Origin of the sequence: Superficieibacter sp. (assembly GCF_032071645.1) — a bacterium.
Lineage (GTDB): Bacteria > Pseudomonadota > Gammaproteobacteria > Enterobacterales > Enterobacteriaceae > Superficieibacter.
The window spans coordinates 152,105-170,407 of record NZ_DAMAPU010000008.1 but is presented as its reverse complement, the minus strand read 5'-3'; the positions used below and the strand labels follow the sequence as shown (position 1 = coordinate 170,407).

Sequence of the window (18,303 nt, the reverse complement as noted above, 5' to 3'; positions counted from 1 at the left end):
CGATGGTAGTGTGGGGTCTCCCCATGCGAGAGTAGGGAACTGCCAGGCATCAAATAAAGCAGAAGCCCGTCCGCAAGGACGGGCTTTTTGCATTGTATCAACATGATGGAAGGCGCTTTCATGACGGTGCTTTATATTCAAATCCGTCGCGATCGGATAACGCTTCGCGATATCACCCGCCAGCAGGAAGTTGTCGGTCAGGGAACCTTCAGTAATCAACGCCTTCTGATTGCCAATTTCTTCACGGCAGAAAAAATATTACGCGATCTCATCCTGCAACTTTATCCACGTTCAGGATTAAGCGCATGGCTACCAGCAAAGCGCTACAACATCGTGGTCAGCGCCCTGGAAATGAACGAAGGGGGCTTATCACAGGTCGAGGAGCGCGTCCTTCAGGAAGTTGTTGCTGGCGCAACAGCAATGAAGTACCGGAAACTTCAGGTACACGCGCAGTCAGCGGTACTCAGCGATAGCGCCGTAATGGCCATGCTGAATCAGCAATAAAGTTATACCTGCTTCGCAATATGTCGCAAATTCAGTAAAGGATAAGGCCGACCCAAATCATCTTTCTCTGAACGGCCCGTTACCGTAAATCCCATCTGTTTATAAAACGCTACCGCCTGCAAATTTTGCTCGTTAACATTTGTGGTCAGCTCAGGGGCAAGCGTCAGCGCATGTTCCACCAGCAGTCGTCCCACGCCCTTCCCACGAAAATCAGGATCGACAAACAGCGCATCCATATGATCCCCCGTCAGCAGCATAAACGCTACCGGCGTATCCTGTGCCGTCGTAGCGACCCACAGCGGAGCTTCCGGTAAAAAAGCACGTACCAGCTCTTCCAGTTCCTGACGATAAGCCATGGTCAAAAAATCATGCGTAGCGTCGACCGAACGGCACCAGATCTCCGCCAGCCTGTCAGCCTCATCGTGCCGCGATCGGCGGATGCTAATAACCATATTCTCTCCTTTTTGTGATGCTTATATTCTAACGTAGACATTGCCTTGAAACTTTCTCACCTTCGGCCTCCAGACTCGACATTACCGTTATTCCTGGGTATTGTCAGCTGTCTGGATGTCTAAACGTTTAAACGTATGCAGTGAGGATATAAGTTATGCCGATTCGGGTGCAGGACGAGCTGCCAGCCGTCAATTTCTTGCGTGAAGAGAACGTCTTTGTAATGACGGCCTCGCGCGCTACGGGCCAGGAAATTCGTCCGCTAAAGGTGCTCATTCTTAACCTTATGCCCAAGAAAATCGAAACGGAAAACCAGTTTCTCCGCTTGCTGTCGAATTCACCGTTGCAGGTGGATATCAAACTGTTGCGTATTGACGCGCGCGAATCCCGTAACACGCCAGCCGAGCATCTGAATAACTTCTACTGTAACTTTGATGAAATCTACGATGAAAACTTTGACGGCCTGATTGTGACCGGTGCGCCGCTGGGTCTGGTAGAGTTCAATGATGTGGCTTACTGGCCGCAGATCAAGCAAGTGCTGGAGTGGGCTAAAGATCACGTGACCTCAACGCTGTTTGTCTGTTGGGCGGTACAGGCCGCGCTCAATATTCTCTACGGTATCCCCAAACAAACCCGCACTCACAAACTTTCCGGCGTCTACGAACATCATATTTTACACCCTCATGCGCTACTGACGCGCGGTTTTGACGATACGTTCCTGGCTCCGCACTCACGCTTTGCTGACTTTCCGGCTGCGCTGATCCGTGACTATACCGACCTGGAAATCCTTGCTGAAACGGACGCGGGCGACGCCTATCTCTTTGCCAGCAAGGATAAGCGTATTGCGTTCGTCACCGGACATCCTGAATACGATGCCAATACCCTCGCCGGAGAGTATTTCCGCGACGTTGAGGCCGGGCTTAACCCGGACGTGCCGTATAACTACTTCCCTAAAAACGATCCGCAGAACACGCCGCGTGCCACCTGGCGAAGCCACGGCAATTTGCTGTTCACCAACTGGCTCAACTATTACGTTTACCAGATCACGCCATACGATCTGCGTCATATGAATCCAACGCTGGATTAATCCTCCATAAGCTACGCGCCTAAAGCGTTTCAGCACCTCATTTCAGGCACCTTCGGGTGCCTTTTTCATTTCCGAAAACCACTTCACGAGCTGTAAAAAATTTATTCATAAAGTTATCAATATGTTAAATGATAATTAAATTAAAAATGGAAATAGTTTTTGATTTTGTAATTTAATTGAGTAGTCTTATTTGTGCTGAACGAAAATCCGACAACGATCCTTCGTTCACGCTGGAGACGATCCCGGATCATTAACGAGGAGCAGCGCAATGACACAACAGGCAGCCACCGCCGATGAACTCGCCTTTAAGCAGCCGTACGGGGAGCAAGAAAAGCACATTCTTACTCCTGAAGCCGTCGCATTCCTGACCGAACTGGTGGCGCGTTTTACGCCGAAGCGTAACAGGCTACTGGCCGCGCGCATCCAGCAGCAGCAGGATATTGATAACGGCAGGTTGCCAGATTTCATTTCGGAAACTGCTTCCATTCGTGAAAGTGACTGGAAGATTCGCGGTATCCCTGATGATTTACAGGATCGCCGGGTAGAGATCACTGGCCCCGTTGAGCGCAAAATGGTGATTAACGCGCTGAACGCTAACGTCAAAGTCTTTATGGCTGACTTTGAAGACTCGCTGGCCCCGGACTGGAACAAAGTCATCGACGGGCAAATTAACCTGCGTGATGCCGTCAACGGCACCATCAGCCATACCAGCGAGACGGGGAAAATTTATCAGCTTAAGCCCAATCCGGCGGTGCTGATTTGTCGCGTGCGTGGCCTGCATCTGCCGGAAAAACACGTCACCTGGCGCGGCGAAGCCATCCCCGGCAGCCTGTTTGATTTTGCCCTTTATTTCTTCCACAACTACAAAGCCCTGTTGGAAAAGGGTAGCGGTCCCTACTTCTATCTGCCGAAAACTCAGGCGTGGCAGGAAGCGGCCTGGTGGAGCGAGGTCTTCAGCTACACAGAAGATCGCTTTGATCTGCCGCGCGGTACCATTAAGGCGACATTGCTGATCGAAACCCTGCCCGCTGTATTTCAGATGGACGAGATCCTGCACGCGCTGCGCGATCACATCGTTGGCCTGAACTGTGGACGCTGGGACTATATCTTCAGCTACATCAAAACGTTGAAGAACCACCCCGATCGCGTGCTGCCCGATCGTCAGGTGGTCACGATGGATAAACCCTTCCTGAGCGCCTACTCGCGTTTGCTGATCAAAACCTGCCACAAGCGCGGCGCGTTTGCGATGGGCGGCATGGCGGCATTTATCCCCAGCAAAGACGCCGGGCGCAACAATCAGGTGCTGACTAAAGTGAAAGCGGACAAAGCCCTGGAAGCCCATAACGGTCACGACGGCACCTGGGTCGCGCACCCCGGCCTCGCCGATACCGCGATGGATGTCTTCAATGAAGTGCTGGGCGATAACAAAAATCAGTTATCCGTCAGCCGCGAAGAGGACGCACCCATCACCGCAGAACAGTTACTGGCCCCCTGCGACGGTGAACGTACTGAAGCAGGAATGCGCGCCAATATTCGCGTCGCGGTGCAATACATCGAAGCGTGGATCTCCGGTAACGGCTGCGTGCCGATTTACGGTCTGATGGAAGATGCTGCCACCGCCGAAATCTCGCGCACCTCAATCTGGCAGTGGATCCACCATCAAAAAACGCTGAGCAACGGCAAACCGGTCACTAAATCCCTGTTCCGCCAGATGCTGGCTGAAGAGATGCAGGTGATCCAGGAAGAGCTGGGCGAGCAACGTTTCAGCAGCGGGCGCTTTGATGACGCCGCGCGCCTGATGGAACAAATCACCACCTCCGACGACTTGATCGATTTCTTAACGCTGCCCGGCTACCGGCTGCTGGCTTAATTCACCGCTTACCTATGGAGCATCTGCACATGAAAACTCGTACCCAACAAACAGAAGAATTACAAAAAGAGTGGACCCAGGCGCGCTGGGAAGGCATCCGTCGTCCGTACAGCGCGGAAGAGGTGGTGAAATTGCGCGGCTCGGTCAACCCGGAATGCACGCTGGCACAACTTGGCGCAGCGAAAATGTGGCGTTTGCTGCACGGCGAAGCAAAAAAAGGCTATATCAATAGCCTCGGCGCGCTGACCGGCGGTCAGGCGTTACAGCAGGCGAAAGCGGGGATTGAGGCGATTTACCTGTCCGGCTGGCAGGTGGCAGCGGATGCGAACCTCGCCGCCAGCATGTACCCGGATCAATCCTTATACCCGGCGAATTCGGTGCCAGCGGTGGTGGATCGGATCAACAATACTTTCCGCCGCGCGGATCAGATCCAGTGGTCATCCGGCATTGAGCCGAACGATCCGCGTCACGTTGATTACTTCCTGCCGATCGTTGCCGATGCAGAGGCGGGATTCGGCGGCGTACTGAATGCGTTTGAACTGATGAAATCGATGATTACTGCCGGTGCAGCGGCGGTACACTTTGAAGATCAGCTCGCGTCGGTGAAGAAGTGTGGTCATATGGGCGGCAAGGTACTGGTGCCCACTCAGGAAGCCATTCAAAAACTGGTGGCCGCGCGTCTGGCGGCGGACGTGATGGGCGTGCCGACGGTGCTGATTGCGCGTACTGATGCAGACGCCGCGGATCTGATTACCTCCGACTGCGATGCTTACGACAGTGAATTCATCACCGGCGAGCGAACCAGCGAAGGCTTTTACCGTACCCGTGCGGGCATTGAACAGGCGATCAGCCGGGGTCTGGCCTACGCCCCGTATGCCGACCTGGTGTGGTGTGAAACCTCGACCCCGGACCTCGAACTGGCCCGCCGCTTTGCCGATGCCATTCACGCTAAATTTCCCGGCAAACTGCTGGCCTACAACTGCTCACCGTCGTTCAACTGGCAGAAGAACCTGGACGATAAAACCATTGCCAGCTTCCAGCAGCAGCTTTCCGATATGGGCTATAAGTACCAGTTTATTACCCTGGCGGGCATTCACAGCATGTGGTTCAACATGTTTGACCTGGCGCACGCCTATGCCCAGGGTGAAGGCATGAAGCACTACGTCGAGAAAGTACAGCAGCCGGAATTTGCCTCTGCGCCGCAGGGCTACACATTTGTTTCCCATCAACAGGAAGTCGGGACCGGCTACTTCGACAAAGTGACGACCATCATTCAGGGCGGAGCCTCGTCCGTGACCGCGCTGACCGGTTCCACGGAAGAATCACAGTTCTGATGACGGCCGACCCTCTCCAGCCGGAGAGGGTCAATGTAAGGAGCGGCGATGACGCGTGGTCTGGAATTGCTGATTGCACAAACCATTTTACAGGGCTTTGACGCCCAGTATGGTCGCTTTCTGGAAGTGACTTCCGGCGCGCAGCAACGTTTTGAACAGGCCGACTGGCACGCTGTTCAGCTGGCGATGAAAAACCGCATCCATCTCTACGATCATCATGTGGGTCTGGTGGTGGAGCAACTGCGCTGTATCACCGACGGAAAAAGTACGGATGCGGACTTTTTACTGCGGGTCAAACAGCACTACACCAGCCTGTTACCGGATTACCCTCGCTTTGAGATAGCGGAAAGCTTTTTCAATTCCGTCTATTGCCGGTTATTTGACCACCGCTCATTAACTCCTGAGCGGCTTTTTATATTTAGCTCCCAGCCGGAGCGCCGTTTTCGTACCATCCCGCGCCCGCTGGCAAAAACCTTTTACCCGGAACACGGCTGGGAATCGCTGCTCAGCAAATTATTAAGCGATCTGCCGCTACGCCTGCCCTGGCAGGACAGCGCCCGCGACGTGCGTTATATCATTGCGCACCTGAGCGAAACCTTTGGCGAAGAGCTGTTACGCCAGGCGCATCTGCATATTGCCAACGAGCTTTTTTACCGCAATAAAGCCGCGTGGCTGGTGGGTAAACTCGTCACGCCAGTGGGAACACTGCCGTTTCTGCTGCCCATCCATCGCACCGATACGGGCGAACTGATGGTCGACGCCTGCCTGACCAGTATCGCCGAGGCCAGCATCGTTTTTGGCTTTGCCCGCTCTTATTTTATGGTCTATGCACCGCTGCCCGCCGCGCTGGTGGAGTGGCTGCGTGAGATCCTGCCGGGGAAAACCACCGCCGAACTTTACATGGCGATCGGTTGCCAGAAACACGCAAAAACGGAAAGCTACCGTGAATATCTGGATTACAGCACCGGCACCGACGAGCAATTTATTGAAGCGCCGGGCGTGCGGGGAATGGTGATGCTGGTGTTCACCCTGCCGGGCTTCGACAGGGTATTCAAAATCATTAAAGACACCTTCGCACCGCAAAAAGAGATGTCCGCCGCGCATGTTCGCGCCTGCTACCAACTGGTGAAAGAGCATGACCGCGTCGGCCGCATGGCCGACACCCAGGAGTTCGAGAATTTCGTGCTGGAGAAGCGACAAATTTCTCCCGCGCTGATGACGCTTTTAATGCAGGAAGCGCCGGAAAAAATTACCGATCTGGGCGAGCAAATCGCAATTCGTCATCTTTACATTGAGCGTCGGATGGTGCCGTTGAATATCTGGCTGGAGCAGGTGGACGGCCAGCAACTGCGCGACGCCATTGAAGAGTATGGCAACGCCATCCGCCAGCTTGCCGCCGCCAATATTTTCCCCGGCGACATGCTGTTTAAAAACTTCGGCGTCACCCGCCACGGGCGCGTGGTGTTCTACGACTACGATGAAATCTGCTACATGACGGAAGTGAATTTCCGCGACATCCCGAAAGCGCGCTACCCGGAAGATGAAATGAGTGCAGAACCCTGGTACAGCGTCTCGCCGGGCGACGTTTTCCCGGAGGAGTTTCGCCACTGGCTGTGTGCCGACCCGCGCATCGGGCCACTGTTTGAAGAAATGCACGCCGATCTGTTCCGTGCCGACTATTGGCGCGAGCTACAAACGCGCATCCGTCACGGGCATGTTGAGGACGTGTACGCCTATCGCAGACGCCAGCGCTTTAGCGTCCGCTATGGGGCCGATGACTCACCCGGGCACAGCGCAAAATAACGGGGATGTGTACCGCCGGATGAAAACGCGTTTACCGCACCCCGCCATATGCCAGCGTCACTTCTTTCGCGGCTTTAATGACCATCGCCCCAAACTCAGTGACGCGGTCATCGGTAATCCGTGAAATCGGACCGGAAATTGAAATGGCGGCAAAAGGTTCGCGGTGCTCGTCATAAATGCAGGACGCCACGCAGCGCAGGCCGAGCGCGTGCTCTTCATCATCAAACGAATAGCCACGCTTGCGGGTCTGGGCGAGATCTTCTTTCAGATGCAGCGGGGAAACCAGCGTGGCGTGGGTATAAGCGTGCAGCCCCTGGCGATGCAGCAACCCGGTGACCTGCTCTTCGCTCAATTGAGACAGGAAGGCTTTCCCCGCGCCGGAAGCGTGCATCGGTAGCTTGCCGCCAATGGGCGCGGACATGCGCATCAACTGGGTACACTGCACCTGATCGATGATAATCGCCTGGTGGTCGCTTTGATCAAGCACGGCCAGATTCACCGTCTCGCCGGAATCATCCATCAGCTTGCGCAGGATCGGGTGGACAATCGCCAGCAGATTACGGCTCTGCAAAAAGCTGCTGCCGACCATAAAAGCGTGCGCGCCGACGGACCAGTGTCCCAGCTCGCCGACCTGCCGCACAAAGCCAAGCTGCTGCATCGTGGTCAGCAGGCGATGGGTGGTGGAATTGGGTAAACCTGCCTGCTGCGCCAGTTCGGTAAGCGCCACGCTGCCGTTAGATTCAGCAATCCACTCCAGCAGCTTCAGGCCGCGCGTGAGCGACTGCACCTGACCGGTCGCAGGCTGGGTGGCGGCGGGGGCGGGTTTTCTGCCGCGTTTAGCGGGGACGGGGGCAACCATAGCGCACTCCTTTTCTGTATCGTGGAAATCATTTTCGTTTTATCTCAGTATAATGCAACAACAACTATGCTGATCGGATGAGTGTAAGTGAACTTGTCTCATGTTCCCCGTTGTTCTCTTTTCCACCTTCCTGCTTTATGCCACTATGCTTCGTTACGTTGAGCGTTGTCGGGAGTCGGTGTGAGCAGCAAAGTAGAGCAACTGCGTGCGCAGTTAAATGAACGCATTCTGGTTCTGGATGGGGGCATGGGCACCATGATCCAGGGCTACCGTCTGAACGAGCAGGATTTTCGCGGCGAACGTTTCGCTGACTGGCCCTGTGACCTGAAAGGCAATAACGATCTGCTGGTCCTGAGTAAACCAGAGACTATCGCTGCGATCCACAACGCCTACTTTGCGGCGGGCGCGGATATCATTGAAACCAACACCTTCAACTCCACGACCATCGCGATGGCGGATTACCAGATGGAATCCCTGTCGGCAGAAATCAACGTCGCGGCGGCGAAACTGGCGCGCGCCTGCGCCGATGAATGGACCGCCCGCACGCCGGAAAAACCGCGCTACGTGGCAGGCGTCCTCGGCCCGACCAACCGTACCGCCTCGATTTCACCGGACGTAAACGATCCGGCATACCGCAACGTCACCTTTGATCAGTTGGTCAGCGCGTATCGCGAATCGACCAAAGCGCTGGTGGAAGGCGGCAGCGACCTGATCCTGATTGAAACCGTCTTCGACACCCTCAACGCCAAAGCCGCTATTTACGCGGTTAAAGAAGAGTTTGAGGCGCTGGGCGTTGAACTGCCGATTATGATTTCCGGCACCATCACCGACGCCTCCGGGCGCACGCTTTCCGGGCAGACCACCGAAGCCTTTTATAACTCCCTGCGCCATGCCGATGCGCTCACTTTCGGCCTGAACTGCGCACTGGGGCCGGACGAGCTGCGTCAGTATGTTCAGGAACTGTCGCGCATTGCTGAATGCTACGTCACCGCGCACCCCAACGCCGGGCTACCCAATGCGTTTGGCGAGTACGATCTGGACGCAGACACGATGGCTACCCAGATCGGCGAATGGGCGCAGGCGGGCTTCCTTAACATTGTCGGCGGCTGCTGCGGCACCACGCCGGAACATATTGCCGCCATGAGCCGCGCGGTCGAAGGCGTTCCGCCGCGCAAACTGCCGGAGATCCCGGTGGCCTGCCGCCTGGCGGGCCTGGAGCCGCTCAACATTGGTGATGACAGCCTGTTTGTCAACGTTGGCGAACGGACCAACGTCACCGGCTCCGCAAAATTCAAGCGCCTGATTAAAGAAGAAAAATACAATGAAGCGCTGGACGTCGCCCGCCAGCAGGTTGAGAGCGGCGCGCAAATCATCGACATCAATATGGATGAGGGGATGCTTGACGCCGAAGCGGCGATGGTGCGTTTCCTCAACCTGATTGCCGGTGAGCCGGATATCGCCCGCGTGCCGATCATGATCGACTCCTCAAAATGGGACGTTATCGAAAAAGGCCTGAAATGCATCCAGGGCAAAGGCATCGTCAACTCCATCTCGATGAAAGAGGGCGTGGAACCCTTTATTCACCACGCGAAGCAGGTACGGCGCTACGGTGCGGCGGTCGTGGTCATGGCGTTTGATGAAGTCGGGCAGGCGGACACCCGCGAGCGCAAGATTGAAATTTGTCGTCGGGCTTACACCATTCTTACCCAGGAAGTGGGATTCCCGCCGGAAGACATCATCTTTGACCCGAATATTTTCGCCGTGGCGACCGGCATTGAAGAGCACAATAATTACGCCCAGGACTTTATCGGTGCCTGCGAAGATATCAAACGCGAACTGCCGCACGCGCTGATCTCCGGCGGCGTCTCCAACGTGTCGTTCTCGTTTCGTGGCAACGACCCGGTGCGCGAGGCGATCCACGCGGTATTCCTCTATTACGCCATCCGTAACGGCATGGACATGGGTATCGTTAACGCCGGACAGCTGGCGATTTATGACGATCTGCCCGCCGAACTGCGCGATGCCGTTGAAGATGTGGTTCTCAACCGCCGTGATGACGGCACCGAACGTTTGCTGGATCTGGCGGAAAAATATCGCGGTAGTAAAACCGATGAGGTCGCTAACGCCCAGCAGGCCGAATGGCGCAGTTGGGACGTGAAAAAGCGCCTCGAATATTCGCTGGTGAAAGGCATCACCGAATTTATTGAGCAGGATACCGAAGAAGCCCGCCAGCAGGCTGCGCGCCCCATTGAAGTGATCGAAGGCCCGCTGATGGACGGCATGAACGTGGTTGGCGATCTGTTCGGCGAGGGCAAAATGTTCCTGCCGCAGGTGGTAAAATCCGCCCGCGTCATGAAACAGGCGGTGGCGTATCTCGAACCTTATATCGAAGCCAGCAAAGAGAAAGGCAAGACCAACGGCAAAATGGTGATCGCCACCGTGAAGGGCGACGTTCATGATATCGGCAAAAATATCGTTGGCGTGGTCCTGCAATGCAATAACTACGAAATCATCGATCTGGGCGTGATGGTGCCGACGGAGAAAATCCTCAAAACCGCGCGCGAAGTGAATGCGGACCTGATTGGTCTTTCCGGGCTTATCACCCCGTCGCTGGATGAAATGGTCAATGTGGCGAAAGAGATGGAGCGGCAGGGCTTTACGCTGCCGCTGCTGATCGGCGGCGCGACCACGTCGAAAGCGCATACGGCGGTAAAAATAGAGCAGAACTACAGCGGTCCGACGGTCTATGTGCAGAACGCCTCACGCACTGTCGGCGTGGTGTCGGCGCTGCTGTCAGAAACGCAGCGCGATGAGTTTGTCGCCCGCACCCGCAAAGAATACGAAACCGTGCGCATTCAGCACGGACGTAAAAAACCGCGCACGCCGCCGGTCACATTGCAGGCTGCGCGTGAAAACGATCTGGCCTTCGACTGGCAAAATTATACTCCGCCGGTAGCGCATCGGCTGGGCGTGCAGGAAGTGACGGCGAGCATTGAGACGCTGCGTAATTACATCGACTGGACGCCGTTCTTTATGACGTGGTCGCTGGCGGGTAAATATCCACGCATTCTGGAAGATGAGGTGGTGGGCGAAGAAGCGCAGCGGCTGTTCCACGACGCCAACGCTTTGCTCGACCAGCTCAGCGCGCAGAAAACGCTCAACCCGCGCGGCGTGGTAGGTCTGTTCCCGGCCAACCGCGTGGGTGATGACGTGGAAATCTACCGCGACGAAACGCGCACCCACGTGCTCAGCGTCAGCCATCATCTGCGCCAGCAAACGGAAAAAACCGGCTTCGCCAACTATTGCCTCGCCGATTTCGTTGCGCCAAAACTAAGCGGCAAAGCGGACTACATCGGCGCGTTCGCCGTTACCGGCGGGCTGGAAGAAGACGCGCTGGCGGAGGCTTACGATGCGCAGCACGATGATTACAATAAAATCATGGTGAAAGCCATTGCCGACCGTCTGGCCGAAGCCTTTGCTGAATACCTGCACGAGCGGGTGCGCAAAGTTTACTGGGGCTATGCGCCCACGGAGAACCTCAGCAACGAGGAGCTGATCCGCGAAAACTATCAGGGCATACGTCCCGCGCCGGGGTATCCGGCCTGCCCGGAACACACCGAAAAAGGCACCATCTGGCAGTTGCTGGATGTCGAAACCCACACCGGCATGAAGCTCACCGAGTCCTTCGCCATGTGGCCGGGCGCATCGGTTTCCGGCTGGTACTTCAGTCATCCCGACAGCAAATATTACGCCGTGGCGCAGATCCAGCGCGATCAGGTGGAAGATTATGCCCGGCGTAAAGGTATGACGGTCGCAGAGGTCGAGCGCTGGCTGGCACCTAATCTGGGATATGACGCAGACTAGCGACACGCGCCGCGCACTCATCGGCTGGAGCCTGAAATAGCGGCTTACAACAAACGGGACGCTCTTTAAGCGTCCTGTCTCTTTATTACAATTAACCTCTTATACTGATACAGAGCCTGAATAATTCAAGTCGCAGAAAAAAACTTGTCGTATTTTTATCCTGCGGCCTGAAGTATGACGGGTATAAACGTCGGGCTGCCTCTGTGCGGCCTTAGCTGGCGTTTTTGTACCAGGGAAACCAATAACAATTAAGGAGGCAACCATTCCGTGTTAACGCTGTTACACCTGCTTTCTGCTGTCGCCCTGCTGGTCTGGGGGACTCACATCGTGCGCACCGGCGTGATGCGCGTTTTTGGCGCGAGATTACGCACCGTACTTAGCCGTAGCGTGGAGAAAAAACCGCTCGCCTTCAGCGCTGGGATTGGCGTGACCGCGCTGGTGCAAAGCAGCAACGCGACCACCATGCTGGTAACCTCGTTCGTTGCCCAGGATCTTGTCGCCCTGACGCCTGCGCTGGTGATTGTGCTGGGGGCCGACGTCGGGACCGCGCTAATGGCGCGTATCCTCACCTTCGATCTCTCCTGGCTCTCGCCGCTGCTGATCTTCGTCGGGGTGATATTTTTCCTCGGACGTAAACAAACGCGGGCCGGACAACTGGGGCGCGTGGCGATTGGTCTGGGGCTGATTTTACAGGCGCTGGAACTGATCGTGCAGGCCGTGACGCCTATCACCCAGGCTAACGGCGTGCAGGTGATTTTCGCTTCGCTCACCGGCGACATCATGCTGGATGCGCTGATTGGTGCCGTTTTTGCCATTATCAGTTACTCCAGCCTCGCGGCCGTGCTGTTAACGGCGACGCTGACCGCCGCGGGAATTATCTCCTTCCCGGTCGCACTGTGTCTGGTGATCGGGGCTAACCTTGGCTCCGGCCTGCTGGCGATGCTCAACAACAGCGCCGCCAACGCCGCCGCCCGTCGCGTGGCGCTCGGCAGCTTGTTATTTAAGCTGGTGGGTAGCCTGCTGATCCTGCCGTTCGTGCATATGCTGGCGAATGCGATGGATGCACTGCCGCTGCCGGAATCAGAGCTGGTAATTTATTTCCACGTCTTCTACAACCTGATCCGCTGTCTGGCGATGGTGCCTTTTGCCGGCGCGATGGCACGGTTTTGCGAGCGCATCATCCGTGACGAGCCAGAGCTTGACGCGCGCCTGAAGCCGAAGCATCTTGATACCAGCGCGCTGGACACGCCCACGCTTGCACTGGCGAATGCCGCGAGGGAAACCCTGCGCATGGGCGATGCAATGGAGCAGATGCTGGACGGCCTCCGGCAGGTGATGCACGGCGAACCGCGTCAGGAAAAAGAGCTGCGCAAGCTCGCTGACGACATCAACGTTCTCTATACCGCCATCAAACTCTATCTGGCGCGGATGCCGAAAGATGAACTGGCGGAGGAAGAGTCCCGCCGCTGGGCTGAAATCATTGAGATGTCGCTTAACCTTGAGCAGGCGTCCGATATCATTGAGCGCATGGGCAGCGAAATCGCCGACAAATCGCTGGCCGCCCGCCGGGCCTTCTCGCTGGAAGGGGTCAAGGAACTGGACGCACTCTATGAGCAATTGCTCAATAACCTGAAGCTGGCGATGACGGTCTTCTTCTCCGGCGATGTCACCAGCGCCCGCCGCCTGCGGCGTAGCAAACACCGCTTCCGTATCCTCAACCGGCGCTACGCGCACGCGCACGTTGACCGCCTGCATCAGCAAAACGTGCAGAGTATTGAAACCAGCTCCCTGCATCTTGGGCTGCTCGGCGACATGAAACGCCTGAATTCACTCTTCTGTTCGGTGGCCTACGGCGTGCTGGAACAGCCCGATGAAGATGATGATCGCAACGAATACTGAAGACTGGAAAGCGCCTCGCAAAACCACGTCGTATTCCTGAACGGCCGGGAATGTTGATTTATCCTTCTGCCTGATAGTGGTGTTTTATACCTATATGGATATAATCAGAGGAAGAGATGACGAAACCGCTTTACTGGGTAGGGCATGCCCGCAAGGATCTCCAGGCAATGCCCGAACAGGTTCAGGATACGTTTGGTTTTGCGCTGTGGCTCGCCCAGCAAGGGAAGCAGCACCCGCAAACAAAGCCCTTAAAAGGTTTCGGTGGCGCTGGCGTGCTGGAAATCGTTGAGGACTTCCATGGCAACACCTGGCGTGCTGTCTACACCATTCAATTAAAAAGTGCGGTATATGTGCTGCATGCCTTTCAGAAAAAATCTGTCTCCGGGAAGGCCACGCCAAAGCCGGATATCGATCTCATCTGGCAGCGGCTCAAAGCCGCTCACCGCCACGCGCAGGAGAGTTAATATGACACATGAAGTTGAAGCGAGTAGCGGCAATGTTTATGCCGATTTAGGTTCTCACGATGCGCAACAAATGCAGCTCAAAGCGCAGTTAGCGCTGGCTATCGGTGAGATCCTGCAACGTAAAAATTTGACCCAGCAGCTGGCGGCGCAGATGCTGGGAATGACCCAGCCTAAACTGTCTAATTTATTGCGCGGCCAGTTCAGAGGGATTAGCGAAGCAAAGATGCTGGAATGTCTGGTCAGATTAGGTCGGGATGTTGAAATCGTTGTAGGAAAAGAGAGCAACGTGCCCGGCACATTAAAAGTCAGTTTTGGCTAAGCGCCGGTATTTGCGAACGCGATTATTTTTCTCATTCGTCAGGTAAGGTATATTTCGCTTTTACAGGAGAATTTATGCTGCCAGACTCATCAACCCGATTAAACAAATACATCAGTGAAAGCGGAATTTGCTCGCGCCGCGAGGCAGATCGCTATATCGAACAGGGCAACGTTTTTATCAACGGTAAGCGTGCCACCATCGGCGATCAGGTCTCTGCAGGCGATGTGGTCAAGGTTAACGGTCAGTTGATTGAGCCGCGTGAGGCAGAAGATTTGGTCTTTATCGCGCTCAACAAGCCGGTGGGCATCGTCAGCACCACCGAAGACAGCGAGCGTGATAACATCGTTGATTTCGTCAATCACAGTAAACGCGTCTTCCCGATTGGCCGCCTGGATAAAGACTCGCAGGGGCTGATTTTTCTCACCAATCACGGCGACCTGGTGAATAAAATCCTGCGTGCCGGTAACGATCACGAAAAAGAGTATCTGGTTACGGTCGATAAGCCCGTTACCGATGACTTTATTCGCGGTATGGGCGCGGGCGTGCCGATCCTTGGGACCGTAACGAAAAAGTGCAAAGTCAAAAAAGAAGCGCCGTTCGTGTTTCGCATCACGCTGATTCAGGGGCTGAATCGTCAGATTCGCCGCATGTGCGAACATTTTGGCTATGAAGTGACTAAACTGGAACGCACGCGCATCATGAATGTGGGCTTGTCGGGGCTTCCGCTCGGTGAGTGGCGCGATCTGACGGATGACGAGCTTATTACGCTGTTCAAACTGATCGAGAATTCATCCTCCGAAGCTAAACCGAAGGCGAAAGCCAAACCTAAAACGGCGGGCATCAAGCGCCCGGTCGTTAAGGTCGAAAAAACCGCCGAGAAAGCGCGCCCGGCATCCAACGGTAAACGCTTTACGTCGCCGGGACGAAAGAAAAAAGGACGTTAACGCCTGCCGCGCGTCGGCGTATTTGCCGACCAGGAAAACGATGCTTCCTTATCCGGTTTATAAGCCTGCTTTTTCTTCAACTGGCGGGCTTTTTTCGCTTCTGCTTCACGCTCAATCATTAGCTTATCGATGTACTCTTTTTTAACGTTGTTGCTTTCCGCGTTGGTCAACAGGCGACCATGCGCAATCCGCGCACGATCAAGCAGCGTTTTCAGTTCGCGCTGCTCGCGCTCGGTCATCTCTTTTTGGGTAATGCGGGGAAGTGCCATGATAGTGCCCTCTGGCAGGAAGATGGTTCAGTGTACGGCATTAACGACAAAATAGAACCTGTCCTGCAAGCAGCGCGCATATTTACTTCGGCTGTGCGGGTCATAGCGTTACGCCCAGTGGACAAACTCTGAAGCAAGAAAGTCAGGCGATGCGGCAACCGGGCAGGACTACTCTGCCACCCGCAATTTCCCGGCGAAATCCGGTTGGGTATAACCCGTTGTTTTGAATCCGCTATCGGTAATAATGTGATCGACCTCTTTTAAGGTTGCGATGCACATCACGCCATCCTGCCCAAATTTGCTGTGATCGGCGAGGATCACCGATTTTTTGCTCATAGTGATCATGGCCTGCGCCACATACGCCTCGTCAAAGCTTTTCACCAGCACCCCATGCTGGGGCGAAATGCCGCCCGCGCCGATGAAACAAATATCGGCATGAATGGCATTAATTTGCTGGCAAACGGAGACGCCAAGATTAGCGCGGAAATGGTAATCATATTCGCCGCCTAATACATAAACTCGCGCCAACAGATTATGTTCTTTAATTTTATCGGCAATTAATGCGGAGTTGGTAATAACGGAGAAGGCGAAAGAGGGTAATTGTTCTGCCAGAATAAGGTTGGTGGTACAGGAATCAATAAATAAGGTGTCGTGTTCGCTGACCATAGCGGCGGCCACTTTGCCTATCGCCATTTTTTCTTCGCGATGGGTATTAATGCGTGCGCCAAAGGCATCTTCCTGAACAACCTGCTTTATCACCGCGCCGCCGTGGATTTTGGTGATTTGCCCTTCAGACTCCAGCGAAGAGAGATCCCGACGAATGGTTTCAGAAGTGACTTTTAGCGTTTCCGATAATTTAACCACGGTCACTTCACCGAACTTTTCTAATTCATCAAGAATATGTTTTCTTCTTTTTATCGGGTTCATGATTGTCCGCCAGAATCGTGCTTTGGCGCATGGTAACTGGATGCGCAGGTCAGCGCAACCACTTCAGCGCGTCGGCAATACCCTCATCATCGTTAGACGCCGTAACGTAGTCGGCCTGCTTTTTTACCGACGCCGGGGCGTTGCCCATGGCGATCCCCACGCCAGCGGCAGTAAACATGCTGACATCGTTTTGCTGGTCGCCAAAGGCGATAACCTGCGCCGCACAGATCCCTGCTTGCTCAATTAACGTTTTTATCGCATAACCTTTATTTATTTCTGCGCGCTGAATATCAATATAATGGGCTCCTGTCACCGTGGCGCGATAATCAACAGGCAGTATTATATTCAACTGTGCATCCAGCGAATCAATTTTCGACGAGTCCGCTACCAGTGTGATTTTATAAATGTCGTTGCGATTCACGATATTTTCAAAGGGCGCGGCAATCAGTGGAAGGTCAAAAAGTCGTGCTTCATACCTTGTCCAGCGCGCGACGGGGTAATCGTCGCGACAATAAATAGCTCCGGCGCTAAAAAAATGGTGTGAATAGCGGGAAAGAACACTATGCCGATCGATGTCCTGTAGCTGCTGGCTGGATAACCCGGCAGAATGGATAATTCGTTGCTGCGCCATCGCAAGGATTTGCCCACCGTTGAATCCGGCGCACCAGCTAAACAGAGTATCAACTTCCTGCTCTTGCAGCAGCTGCATCATTGAAGAAACCGGTCTGGCGGAACAGGCAGCCAACTGGCCGCCGCGCTGGCGATAGTCAGCCAGCGCCTGACGGGTGCGTGGGCCTATTATCTTCCGCGACGTTAATAATGTTCCGTCCAGATCGGTAACCAGCAGCATATAACTTTCCCGGCTTTTTTAATGAGTAATAAACGGCGTCACGGCTTCTTTGGCGGCATTGCAGACCATATTGTCGATTGCGGTCCCGACCACCAGGATATTCACGCCGGTATCCTTAAAGGCTTTGGCGTTGGCGAGGTTGATACCGCCTTCTGCCAGCGTCGGGACATCCACCGCGCCGACCAGCGCCCGCAGACGGTCTTTAATCGCCTGCGGAATATCGCCTGCCGCCACGCCTTCATAGCTCATGCCGGTCATCAGGCCGATCATATCGACGCCAATGTCCTGCATCCGCTTCGCGACGCTCGCCACTTCTTCCGGTGTGCGTGCCGGGATGCCAAATGTGTGCAGATCATCAGGATGACCAATATAAGCATCGACGGTCAGGCCATACTGGTGCGCAAGATCGACAATATCCTGCAAATCCTCCCAGTCGGATTTATGGGTATGCAATCCGTCAGCGCCAGCGCGGGCAATTTCAAGAATTTCGGTTTCGCTAAGCGGAACCGGCAGGGTTTCGGTAAAGCCGCCCGCAATGCCGACGGTAATGAAAATATCGTCGGGCACCACATTACGCACGCCGTTTACCGCCTCTGCCATCTGGCCGTTGGTGATTTCATGGCGAATTTGTTCCGCTGCGTGCATATTACTCACGCCTTTGTGACCGCGTGCCAGCGCCAGGGCGGGATGATTCGGCTCCAGCAGTTTGACCCCGGCTTCGCATACCGCTTTCGCCAGACGCGCATCATCGCCCGTGATACCGGTGCTGAGAATGGTTTGCCCGCCGTGAAGCACAATAGCATCTTTCACTTTCTGTAACGCTTTTGCGCGTTTTTTATTCATATCGCCTTTAAACATGG

The 18,303-nt window shown here is 54.9% G+C and carries 16 protein-coding genes; 10 read left to right on the top strand and 6 right to left on the bottom strand.

From position 1 onward, the window contains the following. Positions 1–120: 120 nt before the first annotated feature. Positions 121–504 (top strand): YjaA family stress response protein, encoded by a 384-nt coding sequence (locus RT197_RS15820; protein ID WP_312952109.1) that lies wholly within the window; start codon positions 121–123, stop codon positions 502–504. Between the two features lie 2 nt (positions 505–506). Here the strand turns inward: RT197_RS15820 and RT197_RS15815 are convergent, their stop codons facing one another. After that, a complete protein-coding gene (locus RT197_RS15815) occupies positions 507–956 on the bottom strand; it encodes an acetyltransferase (RefSeq protein ID WP_312952108.1) in 450 nt (149 codons plus the stop codon). 155 nt (positions 957–1,111) lie between these two features. On the opposite strand from RT197_RS15815, the gene metA reads away from it, so the two are divergent. The 4 genes from metA to aceK all read left to right on the top strand — a co-directional run bounded on the left by metA (position 1,112) and on the right by aceK (position 7,048). Beyond that, positions 1,112–2,041, top strand: a complete 930-nt coding sequence (gene metA, locus RT197_RS15810; RefSeq protein ID WP_312952107.1) for a homoserine O-succinyltransferase — start codon at positions 1,112–1,114, stop codon at positions 2,039–2,041. 268 nt (positions 2,042–2,309) lie between these two features. After that, the gene (gene aceB, locus RT197_RS15805) at positions 2,310–3,911 is read left to right on the top strand and encodes a malate synthase A (protein ID WP_312952106.1); all 1,602 of its coding nucleotides are present in this window, start codon (positions 2,310–2,312) and stop codon (positions 3,909–3,911) included. 29 nt (positions 3,912–3,940) lie between these two features. Continuing rightward, positions 3,941–5,245, top strand: a complete 1,305-nt coding sequence (gene aceA, locus RT197_RS15800) for an isocitrate lyase (RefSeq protein ID WP_312952105.1) — start codon at positions 3,941–3,943, stop codon at positions 5,243–5,245. Between the two features lie 48 nt (positions 5,246–5,293). Continuing rightward, positions 5,294–7,048 carry a bifunctional isocitrate dehydrogenase kinase/phosphatase gene (gene aceK / locus RT197_RS15795; protein WP_312952104.1) on the top strand — a complete coding sequence of 585 codons (1,755 nt, stop codon included), beginning with the start codon at positions 5,294–5,296 and terminating at the stop codon, positions 7,046–7,048. A gap of 31 nt (positions 7,049–7,079) precedes the next feature. Here the strand turns inward: aceK and iclR are convergent, their stop codons facing one another. Then, the gene (iclR, locus tag RT197_RS15790) at positions 7,080–7,907 is read right to left on the bottom strand and encodes a glyoxylate bypass operon transcriptional repressor IclR (protein WP_312952103.1); all 828 of its coding nucleotides are present in this window, start codon (positions 7,905–7,907) and stop codon (positions 7,080–7,082) included. A 180-nt stretch (positions 7,908–8,087) separates the two neighbouring features. On the opposite strand from iclR, the gene metH reads away from it, so the two are divergent. From metH to rluF, 5 genes are all read left to right on the top strand, one after another. Beyond that, entirely contained in the window at positions 8,088–11,771 is a 3,684-nt protein-coding gene (gene metH / locus RT197_RS15785; protein ID WP_312952102.1) for a methionine synthase, read from the top strand. A 267-nt stretch (positions 11,772–12,038) separates the two neighbouring features. Then, positions 12,039–13,670, top strand: a complete 1,632-nt coding sequence (locus tag RT197_RS15780) for a Na/Pi cotransporter family protein (protein ID WP_312952101.1) — start codon at positions 12,039–12,041, stop codon at positions 13,668–13,670. Between the two features lie 116 nt (positions 13,671–13,786). Further along, positions 13,787–14,134 (top strand): type II toxin-antitoxin system RelE/ParE family toxin, encoded by a 348-nt coding sequence (locus tag RT197_RS15775; protein ID WP_312952100.1) that lies wholly within the window; start codon positions 13,787–13,789, stop codon positions 14,132–14,134. Position 14,135: 1 nt separating this feature from the next. Beyond that, positions 14,136–14,453: a helix-turn-helix transcriptional regulator gene (locus RT197_RS15770; RefSeq protein ID WP_312952099.1), complete on the top strand. Its 318-nt coding sequence runs from the start codon at positions 14,136–14,138 to the stop codon at positions 14,451–14,453. A gap of 74 nt (positions 14,454–14,527) precedes the next feature. Beyond that, on the top strand, positions 14,528–15,397 hold the full coding sequence (gene rluF, locus RT197_RS15765; protein WP_312952098.1) for a 23S rRNA pseudouridine(2604) synthase RluF: 870 nt from the start codon (positions 14,528–14,530) through the stop codon (positions 15,395–15,397). Here rluF and RT197_RS15760 read toward each other — a convergent pair. From RT197_RS15760 to RT197_RS15745, 4 genes are all read right to left on the bottom strand, one after another. Continuing rightward, positions 15,394–15,666 (bottom strand): DUF3811 domain-containing protein, encoded by a 273-nt coding sequence (locus RT197_RS15760; protein ID WP_312952097.1) that lies wholly within the window; start codon positions 15,664–15,666, stop codon positions 15,394–15,396. The genes rluF and RT197_RS15760 overlap by 4 nt on opposite strands. Before the next feature lie 168 nt (positions 15,667–15,834). After that, entirely contained in the window at positions 15,835–16,593 is a 759-nt protein-coding gene (locus RT197_RS15755; protein ID WP_312952096.1) for a DeoR/GlpR family DNA-binding transcription regulator, read from the bottom strand. Positions 16,594–16,642: 49 nt separating this feature from the next. Beyond that, a complete protein-coding gene (locus RT197_RS15750) occupies positions 16,643–17,443 on the bottom strand; it encodes a Cof-type HAD-IIB family hydrolase (RefSeq protein ID WP_312952095.1) in 801 nt (266 codons plus the stop codon). Positions 17,444–17,461: 18 nt separating this feature from the next. Then, entirely contained in the window at positions 17,462–18,301 is an 840-nt protein-coding gene (locus RT197_RS15745) for a histidine biosynthesis protein (RefSeq protein WP_312952094.1), read from the bottom strand. Positions 18,302–18,303: the final 2 nt, after the last annotated feature.

Excerpts from the sequence above, each read along its gene's own strand:
- RT197_RS15820 (WP_312952109.1), top strand. The coding sequence starts at position 121 with ATGACGGTGCTTTATATTCAAATCCGTCGCGATCGGATAACGCTTCGC.
- RT197_RS15815 (WP_312952108.1), bottom strand. The coding sequence starts at position 956 with ATGGTTATTAGCATCCGCCGATCGCGGCACGATGAGGCTGACAGGCTG.
- metA (WP_312952107.1), top strand. The coding sequence starts at position 1,112 with ATGCCGATTCGGGTGCAGGACGAGCTGCCAGCCGTCAATTTCTTGCGT.
- aceB (WP_312952106.1), top strand. The coding sequence starts at position 2,310 with ATGACACAACAGGCAGCCACCGCCGATGAACTCGCCTTTAAGCAGCCG.
- aceA (WP_312952105.1), top strand. The coding sequence starts at position 3,941 with ATGAAAACTCGTACCCAACAAACAGAAGAATTACAAAAAGAGTGGACC.
- aceK (WP_312952104.1), top strand. The coding sequence starts at position 5,294 with ATGACGCGTGGTCTGGAATTGCTGATTGCACAAACCATTTTACAGGGC.
- iclR (WP_312952103.1), bottom strand. The coding sequence starts at position 7,907 with ATGGTTGCCCCCGTCCCCGCTAAACGCGGCAGAAAACCCGCCCCCGCC.
- RT197_RS15775 (WP_312952100.1), top strand. The coding sequence starts at position 13,787 with ATGACGAAACCGCTTTACTGGGTAGGGCATGCCCGCAAGGATCTCCAG.
- RT197_RS15770 (WP_312952099.1), top strand. The coding sequence starts at position 14,136 with ATGACACATGAAGTTGAAGCGAGTAGCGGCAATGTTTATGCCGATTTA.
- rluF (WP_312952098.1), top strand. The coding sequence starts at position 14,528 with ATGCTGCCAGACTCATCAACCCGATTAAACAAATACATCAGTGAAAGC.
- RT197_RS15760 (WP_312952097.1), bottom strand. The coding sequence starts at position 15,666 with ATGGCACTTCCCCGCATTACCCAAAAAGAGATGACCGAGCGCGAGCAG.
- RT197_RS15755 (WP_312952096.1), bottom strand. The coding sequence starts at position 16,593 with ATGAACCCGATAAAAAGAAGAAAACATATTCTTGATGAATTAGAAAAG.
- RT197_RS15750 (WP_312952095.1), bottom strand. The coding sequence starts at position 17,443 with ATGCTGCTGGTTACCGATCTGGACGGAACATTATTAACGTCGCGGAAG.
- RT197_RS15745 (WP_312952094.1), bottom strand. The coding sequence starts at position 18,301 with ATGTTTAAAGGCGATATGAATAAAAAACGCGCAAAAGCGTTACAGAAA.